Origin of the sequence: Pseudomonas sp. BF-R-24 (assembly GCF_019947335.1) — a bacterium.
GTDB lineage: Bacteria > Pseudomonadota > Gammaproteobacteria > Pseudomonadales > Pseudomonadaceae > Aquipseudomonas > Aquipseudomonas jessenii.
On record NZ_JAGYGG010000003.1, the window covers coordinates 69,944 to 84,030 of the forward strand.

A 14,087-nucleotide genomic window follows, 5' to 3' on the forward strand; every position below is an offset into this window, starting at 1 on the left:
GCGGGGCGCCTTGCGCGCCCCGTCGATTGAAAATGAAGTTGAAACTTAGATCGCTTTGAGCGTGCCTTTTGGCAGCGTGGCGGCGATGGCGCCTTTCTGGAACTTCATTTCGACGGTGTCGGAAACTTCCAGAACGACGAAATCGTCGGCCACTTTAGTGATCTTGCCGGCGATGCCGCCGGTGGTCACAACTTCGTCGCCTTTCTGCAGGCTGCTCAGCAGGTTTTTCTGCTCTTTGGCGCGCTTGGCCTGTGGACGCCAGATCATCAGGTAGAAGATGACCAGGAAGCCGACCAGGAAAATCCACTCGAAACCGCCGCCCATAGGGGCTGCCGCAGGTGCAGCAGCGTCTGCCATGGCATTAGAGATAAAAAAGCTCATTTAGCACTCCAGTTGCAAATGTTGAATCTTGGGGTCAGTAAACTCAGTCCAAAGGCGGAACAGGCAACCCGCGTTTGGCGTAGAAGGCATCGACAAAGGCGGCCAATGTACCCTGTTGAATAGCCTCGCGCAAACCAGCCATAAGCACTTGATAATGGCGCAAGTTATGGATGGTATTGAGCATGCTTCCCAGCATTTCGCCGCACTTGTCCAGGTGATGCAGATAAGCGCGGGAGAAGTTCTGGCAGGTATAGCAATCGCAGGTCGGATCGAGCGGCGAATCATCATGGCGATGGAACGCGTTACGGATCTTCAGCACGCCGGTATCAATGAACAGATGCCCATTGCGGGCATTACGGGTTGGCATCACGCAATCGAACATGTCCACACCGCGGCGCACACCCTCAACCAAGTCTTCCGGTTTGCCAACGCCCATAAGGTAACGAGGTTTGTCAGCCGGCATCATGCCCGGCAGGTAATCCAGCACCTTGATCATCTCGTGCTTGGGCTCGCCCACCGACAGACCGCCGATGGCCAGGCCGTCGAAGCCGATCTTGTCCAGGCCTTCCAGGGAGCGCATGCGCAGGTCCTGGTGCATGCCGCCCTGAACGATACCGAACAGCGCCGCCGTGTTGTCGCCATGGGCTTCTTTCGAACGCTTGGCCCAACGCAGGGACAATTCCATGGAAATACGGGCAACGTCTTCGTCGGCCGGGTACGGCGTGCATTCGTCGAAAATCATCACGATGTCGGAGCCCAGGTCACGCTGGACCTGCATCGACTCTTCCGGGCCCATGAACACCTTGGCGCCGTCGACCGGGGAAGCGAAGGTCACGCCCTCCTCCTTGATCTTGCGCATGGCGCCCAGGCTGAACACCTGGAAACCGCCGGAGTCGGTCAGAATCGGGCCTTTCCACTGCATGAAATCGTGCAGATCGCCGTGCTTCTTGATCACTTCCGTGCCCGGGCGCAGCCACAGGTGGAAAGTGTTGCCCAGAATGATTTCAGCGCCCGTCGCCTCGATATCCCGTGGCAGCATGCCCTTGACCGTGCCGTAGGTGCCCACCGGCATGAAAGCCGGGGTCTCGACGGTACCGCGCGGGAAGGTCAAACGACCGCGACGAGCCTTGCCATCAGTGGCCAGCAGCTCGAAAGACATACGACAGGTGCGACTCATACAGTTTCCTCTGGGCCCGATTCTTTAGGGGCAGTCGGCGCAGGATTACGCGTGATGAACATCGCATCACCGTAGCTGAAAAAGCGGTAACCGTTGTCGACCGCGGCCTTGTAGGCAGCCATGGTCTCGGGATAACCGGCGAACGCCGAAACCAGCATCAACAGCGTGGATTCAGGCAAATGGAAGTTGGTGACCAGGGCATCGACCACATGAAACGGCCGGCCCGGGTAGATGAAAATGTCGGTGTCGCCACTGAACGGCTTGAGCACGCCATCGCGGGCGGCGCTTTCCAGGGAACGCACGCTGGTGGTCCCCACGGCCACCACACGACCACCGCGAGCGCGACAGGCGGCAACCGCATCCACCACGTCCTGGCCGACTTCCAGCCATTCGCTGTGCATGTGGTGGTCTTCGAGCTTCTCCACCCGCACCGGCTGGAAAGTGCCGGCGCCAACGTGCAGGGTCACGAACGCAGTCTCGACGCCCTTGGCGGCAATCGCCTCCATCAGCACCTGATCGAAATGCAGCCCCGCCGTCGGCGCCGCCACCGCGCCCAAACGCTCGGCGTAGACGGTCTGGTAACGCTCGCGGTCGGCGCCTTCATCCGGGCGGTCTATATAAGGAGGCAACGGCATGTGCCCGACGCGGTCGAGCAGCGGCAACACCTCCTCGGCGAACCCCAGCTCGAACAACGCATCGTGACGTGCCAGCATCTCGGCCTCGCCACCGCCATCGATCAGGATCTTCGACCCAGGCTTGGGCGACTTGCTGGACCGCACATGGGCCAGCACGCGATGACTGTCGAGCACCCGCTCCACCAGGATTTCCAGCTTGCCGCCGGAAGCCTTCTGGCCAAACAGCCGCGCCGGAATCACCCGGGTATTGTTGAACACCATCAAATCGCCGGGGCGCAAATGCTCCAGCAAATCAGTGAATTGACGGTGTGCCAGGGCGCCGCTGACCCCATCCAGGGTCAACAGGCGACTATTGCGCCGCTCGGCCAGCGGATGGCGGGCGATCAGCGAATCAGGGAGCTCGAAGGTAAAGTCAGCAACGCGCATGATGGGGTTCGTCTAGCAGGGCCGGGAAGTCTAGCGGAATTATCAAAAATTCTCCATGTACCTGATTGACCAGCGGTTATCTCATCTCTATACTTCGCCGCCATTGAGCCCTGATGGCGGAATTGGTAGACGCGGCGGATTCAAAATCCGTTTTCGAAAGGAGTGGGAGTTCGAGTCTCCCTCGGGGCACCAAAATTAAGAAAGGTCTTGCTTAGCAAGGCCTTTTTTTTCGTCTGTAGAAAAGCCACAGACTCTCTGAAGGAGCCGGCTTGCTGGCGATGCTTTTGACCCTGCTCTTCCACACTACCCGCACCGCCGGAACATTTCACAAGGATTCCCCCCATGGAATTGCACCTGGAAACCGTCGCCCTCTTCTCCCTCAAACTGGCTTACGAATCGGAAGATTCAAGCCCGATTTTGCGTGACGATCTGGTGATGGGTGACTACCAGCGGGATGTGTTTGAGTTGCTGGTGCGTCGGGGGGATATTGAGGGGATTCAGTTGAAGGTGGATGAGTGTGTGGGGTTGGCGCTGGAGGCTGTTGGGGGTGTGGATAAGCCGTTGGGGCGGGAGTTGGGGAGGTTGGCGGGGGAATTTGCCGGGACTCTGGTGATGGAGGAGCTTGATGCCCCGCTCATTGCGCTTAAGGATTATCTGAAAGATATTCAATGAAGGCAGGCAGCCTAAAAGCCGGGAACACCAGATAGCCGGGCCGACACGGGTCGCTACGCCTTATTCGAAAATAAATCTGTCCCCTTTTCCGCTGTCCCCTTTTCCGCTTGTCCCCTTTTCCGCTTTTCCGGACCGTCCCCTTTTCCGCACCCTTTCTGCAGAGAAAAATGTCGACTTGGGCCGAAGTGCAAATGTGGCTCGAGCTGACTTGGATATGCCCCTGGCTCCGGATCCTCTAACACGGTTTCTGGATGCAATATCGGTAGAGATGGCTGTACCCGGCGTCTTCTTGAGTGGAATTGAGAACTTCGATGGTTGCGCGTACGCACTATGCTGGTGCTATCGACTGGGATAGCCAATAAATCGTCCACTTTCCCTTATGGGTATCCTGCAGGTAAGATTGCGAGACATCGAATTGCCATCATTCGTTATTTTCACTCTACTAAAGGGATATTTTATGAGCCTCAGAATTTTATTGGACGACCAGATAAACAAACTTTTTAGCGACAACCCAGAGTTACAAACTGTTAACAAAAACCCATTCGAAATAGCTGTAGCTTCATTCGCAAACCTAAAACATCTTAATGGGATTGAGCTAGATGATCTAGTAGATGGAATAATGGGTGAAGGTGGAGATGAAGGAATAGACCATTGTTACTTATTTTGTAACGGATCTCTTATCGTAGATGAAACGCATCCAATAAATAAAGAAAGCCATGTAAAAGTAAAATTTTTTCAAGCGAAAAAAGAAACCGGCTTTTCAAGTGACGGATTTCGTAAGACAAAAGAGGGAATTGAAGAAATTTTCGATCTAGAGATCGATCTGAAAAACCTCACGAAAATAGGCGCCAATCCAGACTTTATAGAAAAAGCAGACCTGATTCGAAAAATATATAGAGCCTGCGGACTTGCTAGAGCTAAGTTTAGCTGTGAGGTCTTCTATATAACAGTCGCAACCGACTTAAACATTCCTCAAAAAATAAAACACCTAGAACAACAGCTAATAAATAACTCTTTAAACATCCCATTTGAAGTTAACTATCTAGGTGCCCAGGAGCTTCTGAACCTGACCGAATCCATCGACGAACTAATCGAAGTAAACTTCATATCTCAACCTCTAGAGATTAAAGAACGCGACGTTAAAACTAGCGGATACTCAGGATTCGTCACTGGAAATGAACTAGTAAAATGTTTACTAGATGAAAAAGGCAAATTCAGAAGCCATTTGACGGAAGGTAACGTTAGGTTTTTCTTGGGCGAAGACACTTCAATAAACACGTCAATAATAGAAACAGCCGGAAGCAAAATAAAATCTGACATATTTTGGGCGATGAATAATGGATTGACGATAATTGGCGACGCAGTGGCCCCGCTAGGAAGCAATCAATACTCTGTAACGAACCCACAAATAGTTAACGGATGCCAAACCATTCACTGCCTTCATGCAGCATATGAAGAAGCCGGCGAGCTTCCGAAAAATTTAAAGGTTTTCGTAAAGATTGTTAACACTAATGACTTAGAAGTTCAGACTGACATCATTAGCGCAACCAACTCGCAAAACCCTGTTAAAACTGCCAGTTTAAAAGCAAATGATAACATCCAAAGAAATATTGAAAAACACCTCGGAAAATCAGGAATATATTACGAACGAAGAGAGAATTATTACAAACGCCAGGGTCATACGGGAAACAAAGTAATCGGGCTTCTTAAAATGGCTCAAATCATTAATACTGTCGCAAACAAAGAAGCTGTAATCTCACTCAACGATACTGGCGGACTTTTTTCATCAGAAGCGAAGTATGGTGCACTGTTTTGCGATTCAGCCGACTTCGATATTTATAAATTCTCTGTCCTTCTATATCAAAAAGCATGGTCACTAAAGAACTCCGACTTAAGAACAAACACATATAGCGAAGAACACAAAAGCATAGTCTCTAAAGGCGGCCTGCTTTTTCTTCATGTAATGAGCAGCCTTCTGCTATCCGCCTCTACTTATGGAAAAAACAACGAAAGCAGTTTACAGATATCGACATTAGACATCGGCGCACCGACACGCAAAAATGAATTCGTAAAGAGAAAGGAAAGCGCATTCAAACTTCTGGAAAATGAAGCCTGGATCAAGACCTGCTATGAAAAATCTCGCGGCTTAATATTTGAAGCCATTGAAAAATACTCGACCACAAGGGGCAAAGAATATGGTTCTGTATTTAAATACCGTCCCTTTGACAGGGAATTTTTAAAGCCAACCATTTCCGAACACTTAAATCCAACTGCCGTCACCTCTTAATCTTTTGGCAGCCCCTTGTTAAGTGTGACAAGGGGCTTACTTCTTACTTATTTAGCAATCAACTCCAATAACGCCGCCATTCTCGAAGCGAATTCGGTGTAGAAAAATGGGGCGGATTTATTAGTAGGGTCATCCAATAATAAATCTGTCCCATCTTCCACACCCATCAATAAAAGCAATGCGTTCTACCTCATCACCTTGTTCCAATCTATTTCGTGTCCAGCTTCTTGAAGTTCCCGGCCCAGCGCTTGCTGCCAATTGCCCTCCATTGACTCATAAACTACGCCAGCGTAATCACTCGGAATTTCCAACGTCCCTCGCTTAAGCGCGCAGACTTTTCCTCGCCCGAGTCGACCGATGAAATACCCAAGCTCCAGGATTACATTTTGGCGAGCACGTGGTTCGGGCGTACCACCCCGAACGCAGCCTTCATCATCAGGAGTGAGTAACACCACAGCGAAACCTACATCACCGAATGCCTCTACTTTCTCGATGACGGTCCGCCCCTGATTAGCTTGCTCATGCAAAATGACTGCTTCGAAACCTAATTTTTCAAGAAAACGGGCTACCGTCTCGCGTGAACCGTCATCATGGCCATGTACTACAAACACGCGGCGCGAGAGCGTTTCAGAAACGGCACCTACAGTAGGCGCGCCGTTAGACTCTTGCTCATAGTCTGCAAGATCCTCTTTAAGTGTCCGCTGGGCTTGGCCAAGGAGAGCGACAGCTGTCTTGATGTGCTTCTCGATGGGCCCGATATAGTCTGGTGTAGTTGAATCACCCCAGAAACGCGGGTAGTAAGTGAGATCAGCTGCGCCTTGGAAATGGTTGTAGGTAGAAGTGTTTTCACCGAAGCATCGTGCAAGGGTGTCCTTAATGGCCACTTCTAGCCCTTCAAGCTCAGGCGTGTTACCGCGGCGCACAGTACTCAGCTCAAACGCTTCGAGTTCGGAGATTCGATCCTGGAGTCGTTCAATTCCTCGCTCAATACCTTGTCGAGACATCTGAGGTTTTGAAGCGGTAGGCGTCGCAGGGGGCTTAGCTCGGGCCATCGAAGACATACTCCTTTAAGTGGTGAAGAACAGTATCCCATAATGAGAAATCACCCAGCATCCACCAGCCCATATCCCTGACGACATAGTCTGGCTGCTAGCCACGTAATATATGGATCCCGATAGCCTCCTCCGGGCACCGAACTTTGAAAAAGGTCCTGCGTAGCAGGACCTTTTAACTGCCCGGGATGTTTTCTCTGCAGCTTAAACCTGCCACCTTCAGGCGAAAGGAGCATGCGTCGGACTCTGTTGGAGGTTGCAGTGAAGAAGCCCGCACGCTAACCTCCCAACCGTCGCTGCCAATTCAGCGACCGGGTGTGGTAACCCGAGTTATTCAAGGCGCAACAGCGCCCCAATCACGTCATCAGGCGCTTTTTTTATGCCTGCGGCGTGAGTTATGGCGGCTGTGCGTGGGACGCCCTCGGGCGTGCCGGTTTCCTTGATACCCGGTTTACCACCCTGCGCACAGCTGTCACCCATTCGTGTGGTAACGAACGTGGCAGCTCCTCGTATCAAGGAATTGGATAATGCGCAGTATCAATCCGTTTGAAATTTGGCTTTTCCCCCTACGCAATTCCCAATCGCGAAACGCCCTCCCCCATTGCCTCTCCATCCTCGGAGGTGGCCAATGACCGAACAAACTGAACTCAAAACCATCGGCCTGACGCCCGCGATCTACTGCGCGGATCAAGCGCTGTTTCATGTCACTCGCGGCGTTCCTCTCGGCGATGCGTTGTCCATGGCCTCCGATTTTCTGTTCCTGGCCAAGACGCTCACTGAAGATGCTGCTTATGCCAGAGATACCGACCGTCACGCTTGGGCTGCGCATTATCTGACCTCAATGAGTAAGGCGTTGGTGGATGATGCGGTGAAGGTGCTTACTCGGGATCGAGATATTGAGCTGGCGTCTAAGCGGACGGTGGCTACGACTGAGGGGTAGTGGGCGAAGCGCCAGGATAGTTTTTGGTTTCAAAAGTCAGGCGTGACGCTGTGAGAGCGGGCTTGGTTGCGGTGGCCGGGGTATTCAGCGGGACACGTGGATGCCTTGCGTTTTTCGCGAGCAAGCCCGCTCCCACAGGGGGTTGCGGTGGGCTGGCGGGCATTGTTTGGCCCCAGTGTGTGAGTGGGTTTGTGGTGCAATCTTCAGCATTGAGGGTGGTTGGGCTGGCGCTATCGCGAGCAAGCTCGCTCCCACAGGGGGGTTGTGTGGCGGGTGGTATTTCGGCTTGGCCTTGAGGTTTTTCGGGGCTTTTTGTGTTCGGTTCGGGGGATGGCTTTCGGTTTACGGCGGAATGGATCGGCGGATCTGCTCCGTAGAATGCCCTTGGTTCTGATGCTTCTTCTCACCTGTAATGCTTGCTATACATCAGCCTTCGACAAGCCCTTCGGGCATTAGGCCAGTGTGTGAACGCCCCTTGCGGCACTCATCTAGACTTAATGGATAGTCGTAGGCAGAACCGAGCACGTCGCTTTGGTGCAGGTCGATCAACAGCAGCGTGGCAAGCTGCCCTTTATGCCCAGTAGAGGCGTGGCGAAGACCGCGCCGGGCACAACAAGATGCCCGCTCAGGGTGCCCTGGCCAACGGCCTGAAAATGCCACGATACCGTGACGTGGTGTGAGTGCCGCAGCCGACACTTTCGGACGACCGACGACCATCTGGTTTGTCCGTGACCGTGAGGATTGCTGAATGCCTGATGAGATGTTGCACCTGCCTGTGGTCAACAGTCTGCTGGAGCGCCACAAGGGCTCTGCGGGTGCGCTGTTGCCCATTCTTCATGATATTCAGGAACGCATCGGTTACATCCCCGATGTCGCCGTCCCCGAGATTGCCCATGCCCTCAATCTGAGCCAGGCCGAGGTTCGCGGGGTGATCAGTTTTTACCATGATTTCCGTACCGCGCCACCAGCCAAACATATCCTGCGGCTGTGCCGGGCTGAGTCGTGCAAGAGCCGTGGTGCCGAGCAGTTGGCCGCGCAGTTGCGCGAGCGTCTGCAACTGGACGATCACGGCAGCAGCGCGGATGGCAGCATCAGTTTGCGTCCGGTGTATTGCCTCGGTGCCTGCGCCTGTTCGCCTGCCCTGGAGCTGGATGGCCGGGTGCATGCGCGGCTGAGCGCTGAGCGTCTGGATGCCTTGCTCGATGCTTGCCGGGAGGACGCGTGATGCCGACTCTCTATCTGCCCTGTGATTCGCTAGCCCGTGCCGTGGGTGCCGATGAGGTATCCGTGGCCCTGATCACTCAGGCCAAGGAACGCAATCTGACGCTGGAGCTACAGCGCACCAGTTCGCGCGGCCTGTACTGGCTGGAACCGCTGCTGGAAGTGGACACGCCGCAAGGCCGTTTCGGCTTCGGCCCACTGACCGCGGCCGATGTGCCGTCCGTGCTCGATGCGTTGCAAGGCGAGCCGTCCAGCCACCCACTGGCCTTGGGCCTGGTGGAAGAACTGCCTTATCTCAAGACTCAACAACGCCTGCTGTTTGCCCGTGCCGGCATCACCCGGCCGCTATCGCTGGACGATTACCGCGCTCACGGCGGTTTCGAGGGTTTGAACCGAGTCATCGCGGTGGGTGGTGAACAGACCGCGACGGAAGTGTTCGATTCGGGCCTGCGTGGCCGTGGCGGCGCGGCTTTCCCCGCCGGGATCAAATGGCGCACGGTGCGCGCGACCGAAGCGGCGCAGAAGTACATTGTGTGCAACGCCGACGAAGGCGATTCCGGCACCTTCGCCGACCGCATGTTGATGGAAGGCGACCCCTTCCTGCTGATCGAAGGCATGGCCATTGCCGGTCTCTGCGTCGGGGCCACTTACGGCTACATTTATGTGCGCTCGGAATACCCGGATGCCGTGGCCACGCTGCGTGCGGCGTTGAACATCGCCCGAGATGCCGGTTACCTCGGCGCCAATGTCGGCGGCAGCGGTCAGGCTTTCGATATGGAAGTGCGCGTCGGTGCCGGCGCTTACATCTGCGGTGAGGAAACCGCGTTGCTGGACTCCCTCGAAGGCAAGCGCGGGATCGTCCGCGCCAAGCCGCCAATTCCTGCCTTGAAGGGTCTGTTCGGCCTGCCGACGCTGGTGCACAACGTGCTGACTTTGGCCTCGGTGCCGCTGATTCTGGCCAAGGGTGCGCAGTTCTATCGTGATTACGGCATGGGCCGTTCTCTGGGCACCATGCCCTTCCAGTTGGCGGGCAATATTCGTCATGGCGGTCTGGTGGAACGGGCCTTTGGCCTGACCCTGCGGGAGCTGGTGGAAGACTACGGCGGCGGGACCGCCAGTGGCCGGCCGCTGAAGGCCGCACAGGTTGGCGGCCCCCTCGGCGCTTGGGTGCCACCTTCGCAATTCGATACACCGCTGGATTACGAGGCCTTCACCGCCATTGGAGCGATGCTCGGTCACGGTGGTGTGGTGGTGGCTGACGACAGCCTGGACATGGCCCATATGGCGCGTTTCGCCATGCAGTTCTGCGCCGAGGAATCCTGTGGCAAATGCACGCCGTGCCGCATCGGTTCGACCCGTGGCGTTGAGGTGATCGACCGCCTGCTCGCCGCGCCAGACGCGAGCGGTCGCGATGAGCAGGTGATCATCCTCAAGGACCTGTGCGACACCCTGCAATACGGTTCGCTGTGCGCATTGGGCGGCATGGTTTCCTTCCCGGTCGCCAGCGCCCTCAAGCACTTCCCCGCCGACTTCGGCTTGCAGCCCTCGGAGGCCGAGCAATGATCACTCTCTTCGACCCGAAAACCGATATCGATCTGGGTACGCCAGCCCGCGACAGCCAGGTGCAAGTCACCCTGAACATCGACGGCCGCAGCATCAGCGTGCCTGAAGGCACCTCGGTGATGCGCGCCGCCGCGCTGCTGGGCACCACCATTCCCAAACTCTGTGCCACTGACAGCCTGGAAGCCTTCGGCTCCTGCCGCATGTGCCTGGTGGAGATCGACGGCATGCGCGGCTACCCTGCGTCCTGCACCACGCCGGTCACTGAAGGCATGACCGTGCATACCCAGACGCCAAAGCTCGCGACTCTGCGCCGCAATGTCATGGAGTTGTACATCTCCGATCACCCGCTGGACTGCCTGACCTGCTCGGCCAATGGCAACTGCGAACTGCAAACCGTCGCCGGCCAGGTCGGCCTGCGGGAGGTGCGCTACGGATATGAAGGCGAGAACCATCTGGAGGACGTGAAAGACACGTCCAACCCGTACTTCGATTACGACCCGAGCAAGTGCATCGTCTGTAACCGTTGCGTGCGCGCCTGCGAAGAAACCCAGGGCACCTTCGCCCTGACCATTACCGGGCGTGGTTTTGAGTCCCGCGTGGCTGCGGCCGGTGGCGAGAACTTCCTCGATTCGGAATGCGTGTCCTGCGGCGCCTGCGTGCAGGCCTGCCCTACCGCGACACTGATGGAAAAAAGCGTGGTCGAGCTGGGCCAGCCGGAACGCAGCGTGATCACCACCTGTGCCTATTGCGGCGTGGGTTGCTCGTTCCGCGCCGAGATGAAAGGCGACCAGTTGGTGCGTATGGTTCCGGACAAGAACGGCCAGGCCAACCACGGCCACTCTTGCGTCAAAGGGCGTTTTGCCTGGGGCTACGCCACCCACCCGGATCGCATCACCAAGCCAATGATCCGCAAAAACATCAGCGACCCTTGGCAGGAAGTCAGCTGGGATGAAGCGGTGACTTACGCCGCCAGCGAATTCCGACGTCTGCAGCAAAAATATGGCCGCGACTCCATCGGTGGCATCACCTCCAGCCGCTGCACCAACGAAGAAACCTATCTGGTGCAGAAACTGGTGCGCGCCGCCTTCGGCAACAACAACGTCGACACCTGTGCGCGGGTCTGCCACTCGCCGACCGGCTATGGCCTGAAACAAACCCTGGGCGAGTCCGCCGGCACCCAGAGTTTCGACTCGGTGATGCAGGCCGATGTGATCCTGGTGATGGGCGCCAACCCCAGCGACGCCCACCCAGTGTTCGCCTCGCAACTCAAGCGCCGCCTGCGTGAAGGCGCGCGGCTGATCGTCATCGATCCACGGCGCATTGATCTGGTGGATACGGTGCATGCCCGCGCCGAATATCACTTGGCTCTGCGCCCTGGCACCAACGTCGCCATGCTCAATGCCTTGGCCCACGTGATCATCACTGAAGGCCTGCAAAACCAGGCCTTTATCGACGCCCGTTGCGAGGGTAGCGACTTCGCGATCTGGAGTGAATTCGTCAGCCACGCGGAAAACTCGCCGGAAGCCCTTGGCCCGACCTGCGGTGTACCCGCTGCCGACATTCGTGCCGCTGCGCGCCTGTATGCCACCGGTGGCAATGCGGCGATCTACTACGGTTTGGGCGTCACCGAACACAGTCAGGGCAGTACCTCGGTGATGGGCATCGCCAACCTGGCCATGGCCACCGGCAACATCGGTCGCGAAGGCGTGGGCGTGAACCCGCTGCGGGGGCAGAACAACGTTCAGGGCTCCTGCGACATGGGCTCCTTCCCCCACGAACTACCTGGCTACCGGCACATCTCCAACGAGGTGGTGCGGGCGCAGTTCGAACAGGCCTGGAATGTCACCCTGCAACCCGACCCGGGCCTGCGCATCCCCAATATGTTCGAGTCGGCACTGGCCGGCAGTTTCAAGGGCCTGTATTGCCAGGGCGAAGACATCGCCCAGAGCGATCCGAATACCCAGCACGTCACCGCCGCTTTGTCGGCCATGGAGTGCGTGGTGGTGCAGGACATTTTCCTCAACGAAACCGCCAAGTTCGCCCACGTGTTCCTGCCGGGCAGTTCGTTCCTGGAAAAAGACGGCACCTTTACCAACGCCGAGCGACGTATCTCGCGGGTACGCAAAGTCATGGACCCGCTGGGCGGCAAGGCCGACTGGGAAGGCACGGTGGCCCTGGCCAATGCCTTGGGTTACCCGATGAACTACACGCACCCGTCGCAAATCATGGATGAAATCGCCAGCCTGACGCCGACGTTCACCAACGTCAGCTACGCCGCACTGGATAGCCACGGCAGCCTGCAATGGCCGTGCAACGCCGAGGCACCGGACGGCACGCCGACCATGCACATCGAGGAATTCGTGCGCGGCAAGGGGCGCTTCATGCTGACCGGCTACGTGCCCACCGAGGAGAAGGTCAACAGTCGCTATCCGCTGCTGCTGACCACCGGGCGCATCCTCAGCCAGTACAACGTCGGTGCTCAAACCCGGCGTACCGACAACGTCGCCTGGCATGACGAAGACCGCCTGGAAATCCACCCGACCGACGCCGAGAGCCGTGGCATCAACGAAGGTGACTGGGTCGGTATCGGCAGCCGCGCCGGGCAAACCGTGCTGCGTGCGCGGATCACCGAACGGGTCGCACCGGGCGTGGTGTACACCACGTTCCACTTCCCGGAATCGGGGGCCAACGTGATCACCACCGACAACTCGGACTGGGCCACCAACTGTCCGGAGTACAAGGTCACCGCCGTGGAAGTCAGCCGCGTTTATCACCCTTCGGAGTGGCAAAAACGCTTCCAGGAATTCAGCGATGAACAGCATCGTCTGCTCAAGGACCGGGGCCGTGGTGCCAAAGCGGAGGTACGCCGATGAGCACGAACAACCTGATCAAGATGGCCAACCAGATCGCCCAGTACTTTGCCAGCCAGCCCGACCAGCAACAGGCGGTGCTGAGCGTGCGCAATCATATGCAGATGTACTGGGCGCCCAGCATGCGCAAGGAGTTGCTGGCCTGGCAGACGGAACATCAAGGGGCGGACTTGCACCCGCTGGTGCAGGCGGCGGTGACTGGGGCGGGTTGGGAGGCATAAAACTGTAGGAGCGGGCTTGCTCGCGATGGACTCAAAAACACCGCGCTAATCCTGGATTTGCGCGTTATCGTTGACGACCATCGCGAGCAAGCTCGCTCCTACGCGTCTTTGCGTGATGCCGTCACCGTCACTTCAATGGCCCGGACACTGATCGCCGCGAATGTCGCGGTCATCAGCACGCCGTTGAAACCCAGCAGGATCGCCAGCACCCGCGACACACCCAGTTTGGGCACCAGCTCTCCATAGCCGATGGTCAGGCCGGTCACGAAGGCGAAGTAGATACCGTCTAACGGGCCCCAGCCTTCCAGGTGGGCGATGATGAGGCCGAACGCAATGATCACCAAAAGCAGTATCGAGAAGATCGGCCAGACCACTTTTAAATAGAACCAGACGGCTTTGTAGAACTCGTGGCGAACGTTTGATGCACGGGCGAGGTTCATGGCATGGGCTTCCTGGGGTTTGACTGACCTGCAGTTGAATGCGCGGCGCTAATACCCCGTTCAGCTTGGCACAGGCGCTGAAAACTGCGACTTACGGGGCGTTATCTCTGACGAGGACTATGACAAAGATGACGCCCCGCAAACTATCCAGAAACCGCCCACTGTTGAATTCGTTGTAGGAGCGAGCTCGCTCGCGATGGTC

Annotated in this window: 12 protein-coding genes and 1 tRNA gene; 8 read left to right on the plus strand and 5 right to left on the minus strand. The window is 56.6% G+C overall.

The genetic code is table 11. The features are described from left to right. Positions 1 to 45: 45 nt before the first annotated feature. Genes yajC through queA form a run of 3 tightly spaced genes read right to left on the minus strand, consistent with a single transcriptional unit; the run spans position 46 to position 2,619 of the window. On the minus strand, positions 46 to 381 hold the full coding sequence (gene yajC, locus KGA98_RS03255; protein ID WP_007956696.1) for a preprotein translocase subunit YajC: 336 nt from the start codon (positions 379 to 381) through the stop codon (positions 46 to 48). A gap of 43 nt (positions 382 to 424) precedes the next feature. Beyond that, positions 425 to 1,540, minus strand: coding sequence for a tRNA guanosine(34) transglycosylase Tgt (tgt, locus tag KGA98_RS03260; RefSeq protein WP_162130301.1), 1,116 nt, complete (start codon positions 1,538 to 1,540; stop codon positions 425 to 427). Between the two features lie 14 nt (positions 1,541 to 1,554). Continuing rightward, positions 1,555 to 2,619 (minus strand): tRNA preQ1(34) S-adenosylmethionine ribosyltransferase-isomerase QueA, encoded by a 1,065-nt coding sequence (queA, locus tag KGA98_RS03265; protein WP_056721282.1) that lies wholly within the window; start codon positions 2,617 to 2,619, stop codon positions 1,555 to 1,557. 107 nt (positions 2,620 to 2,726) lie between these two features. On the opposite strand from queA, the gene KGA98_RS03270 reads away from it, so the two are divergent. The 3 genes from KGA98_RS03270 (at position 2,727) to KGA98_RS03280 (ending at position 5,578) form a co-directional block, all read left to right on the plus strand. After that, positions 2,727 to 2,811 (plus strand) — tRNA-Leu (locus KGA98_RS03270). A 150-nt stretch (positions 2,812 to 2,961) separates the two neighbouring features. Continuing rightward, entirely contained in the window at positions 2,962 to 3,291 is a 330-nt protein-coding gene (locus KGA98_RS03275; protein ID WP_223501131.1) for a hypothetical protein, read from the plus strand. 457 nt (positions 3,292 to 3,748) lie between these two features. Then, the gene (locus tag KGA98_RS03280) at positions 3,749 to 5,578 is read left to right on the plus strand and encodes an AIPR family protein (protein ID WP_223501133.1); all 1,830 of its coding nucleotides are present in this window, start codon (positions 3,749 to 3,751) and stop codon (positions 5,576 to 5,578) included. Between the two features lie 185 nt (positions 5,579 to 5,763). Here the strand turns inward: KGA98_RS03280 and KGA98_RS03285 are convergent, their stop codons facing one another. Beyond that, positions 5,764 to 6,630, minus strand: a complete 867-nt coding sequence (locus tag KGA98_RS03285) for a TIR domain-containing protein (protein WP_223501135.1) — start codon at positions 6,628 to 6,630, stop codon at positions 5,764 to 5,766. A 628-nt stretch (positions 6,631 to 7,258) separates the two neighbouring features. On the opposite strand from KGA98_RS03285, the gene KGA98_RS03290 reads away from it, so the two are divergent. The 5 genes from KGA98_RS03290 to KGA98_RS03310 all read left to right on the plus strand — a co-directional run bounded on the left by KGA98_RS03290 (position 7,259) and on the right by KGA98_RS03310 (position 13,445). Further along, entirely contained in the window at positions 7,259 to 7,570 is a 312-nt protein-coding gene (locus KGA98_RS03290; protein ID WP_223501137.1) for a DUF3077 domain-containing protein, read from the plus strand. A gap of 748 nt (positions 7,571 to 8,318) precedes the next feature. Further along, a complete protein-coding gene (locus KGA98_RS03295; RefSeq protein ID WP_223501139.1) occupies positions 8,319 to 8,795 on the plus strand; it encodes a formate dehydrogenase subunit gamma in 477 nt (158 codons plus the stop codon). Beyond that, positions 8,795 to 10,354 (plus strand): formate dehydrogenase beta subunit, encoded by a 1,560-nt coding sequence (locus KGA98_RS03300; RefSeq protein ID WP_223501141.1) that lies wholly within the window; start codon positions 8,795 to 8,797, stop codon positions 10,352 to 10,354. The genes KGA98_RS03295 and KGA98_RS03300 overlap by 1 nt, the downstream gene beginning before the upstream one ends. Next, on the plus strand, positions 10,351 to 13,227 hold the full coding sequence (fdhF, locus tag KGA98_RS03305) for a formate dehydrogenase subunit alpha (RefSeq protein WP_223501150.1): 2,877 nt from the start codon (positions 10,351 to 10,353) through the stop codon (positions 13,225 to 13,227). The genes KGA98_RS03300 and fdhF overlap by 4 nt, the downstream gene beginning before the upstream one ends. Continuing rightward, positions 13,224 to 13,445, plus strand: a complete 222-nt coding sequence (locus KGA98_RS03310) for a formate dehydrogenase subunit delta (protein WP_057716316.1) — start codon at positions 13,224 to 13,226, stop codon at positions 13,443 to 13,445. The genes fdhF and KGA98_RS03310 overlap by 4 nt, the downstream gene beginning before the upstream one ends. A 98-nt stretch (positions 13,446 to 13,543) precedes the next feature. On the opposite strand, the gene KGA98_RS03315 is transcribed toward KGA98_RS03310, so the two are convergent. Beyond that, the gene (locus tag KGA98_RS03315; protein WP_223501153.1) at positions 13,544 to 13,885 is read right to left on the minus strand and encodes a potassium channel family protein; all 342 of its coding nucleotides are present in this window, start codon (positions 13,883 to 13,885) and stop codon (positions 13,544 to 13,546) included. Between the last annotated feature and the right edge of the window lie 202 nt (positions 13,886 to 14,087).

Bases quoted from the DNA above. Each gene is read 5' to 3' on its own strand.
- queA (WP_056721282.1), bottom strand. From the start codon at position 2,619: ATGCGCGTTGCTGACTTTACCTTCGAGCTCCCTGATTCGCTGATCGCC.
- KGA98_RS03280 (WP_223501133.1), top strand. From the start codon at position 3,749: ATGAGCCTCAGAATTTTATTGGACGACCAGATAAACAAACTTTTTAGC.
- KGA98_RS03300 (WP_223501141.1), top strand. From the start codon at position 8,795: ATGCCGACTCTCTATCTGCCCTGTGATTCGCTAGCCCGTGCCGTGGGT.
- KGA98_RS03295 (WP_223501139.1), top strand. From the start codon at position 8,319: ATGCCTGATGAGATGTTGCACCTGCCTGTGGTCAACAGTCTGCTGGAG.
- KGA98_RS03285 (WP_223501135.1), bottom strand. From the start codon at position 6,630: ATGGCCCGAGCTAAGCCCCCTGCGACGCCTACCGCTTCAAAACCTCAG.
- KGA98_RS03315 (WP_223501153.1), bottom strand. From the start codon at position 13,885: ATGAACCTCGCCCGTGCATCAAACGTTCGCCACGAGTTCTACAAAGCC.
- tgt (WP_162130301.1), bottom strand. From the start codon at position 1,540: ATGTCTTTCGAGCTGCTGGCCACTGATGGCAAGGCTCGTCGCGGTCGT.
- fdhF (WP_223501150.1), top strand. From the start codon at position 10,351: ATGATCACTCTCTTCGACCCGAAAACCGATATCGATCTGGGTACGCCA.
- KGA98_RS03290 (WP_223501137.1), top strand. From the start codon at position 7,259: ATGACCGAACAAACTGAACTCAAAACCATCGGCCTGACGCCCGCGATC.
- KGA98_RS03310 (WP_057716316.1), top strand. From the start codon at position 13,224: ATGAGCACGAACAACCTGATCAAGATGGCCAACCAGATCGCCCAGTAC.
- yajC (WP_007956696.1), bottom strand. From the start codon at position 381: ATGAGCTTTTTTATCTCTAATGCCATGGCAGACGCTGCTGCACCTGCG.
- KGA98_RS03275 (WP_223501131.1), top strand. From the start codon at position 2,962: ATGGAATTGCACCTGGAAACCGTCGCCCTCTTCTCCCTCAAACTGGCT.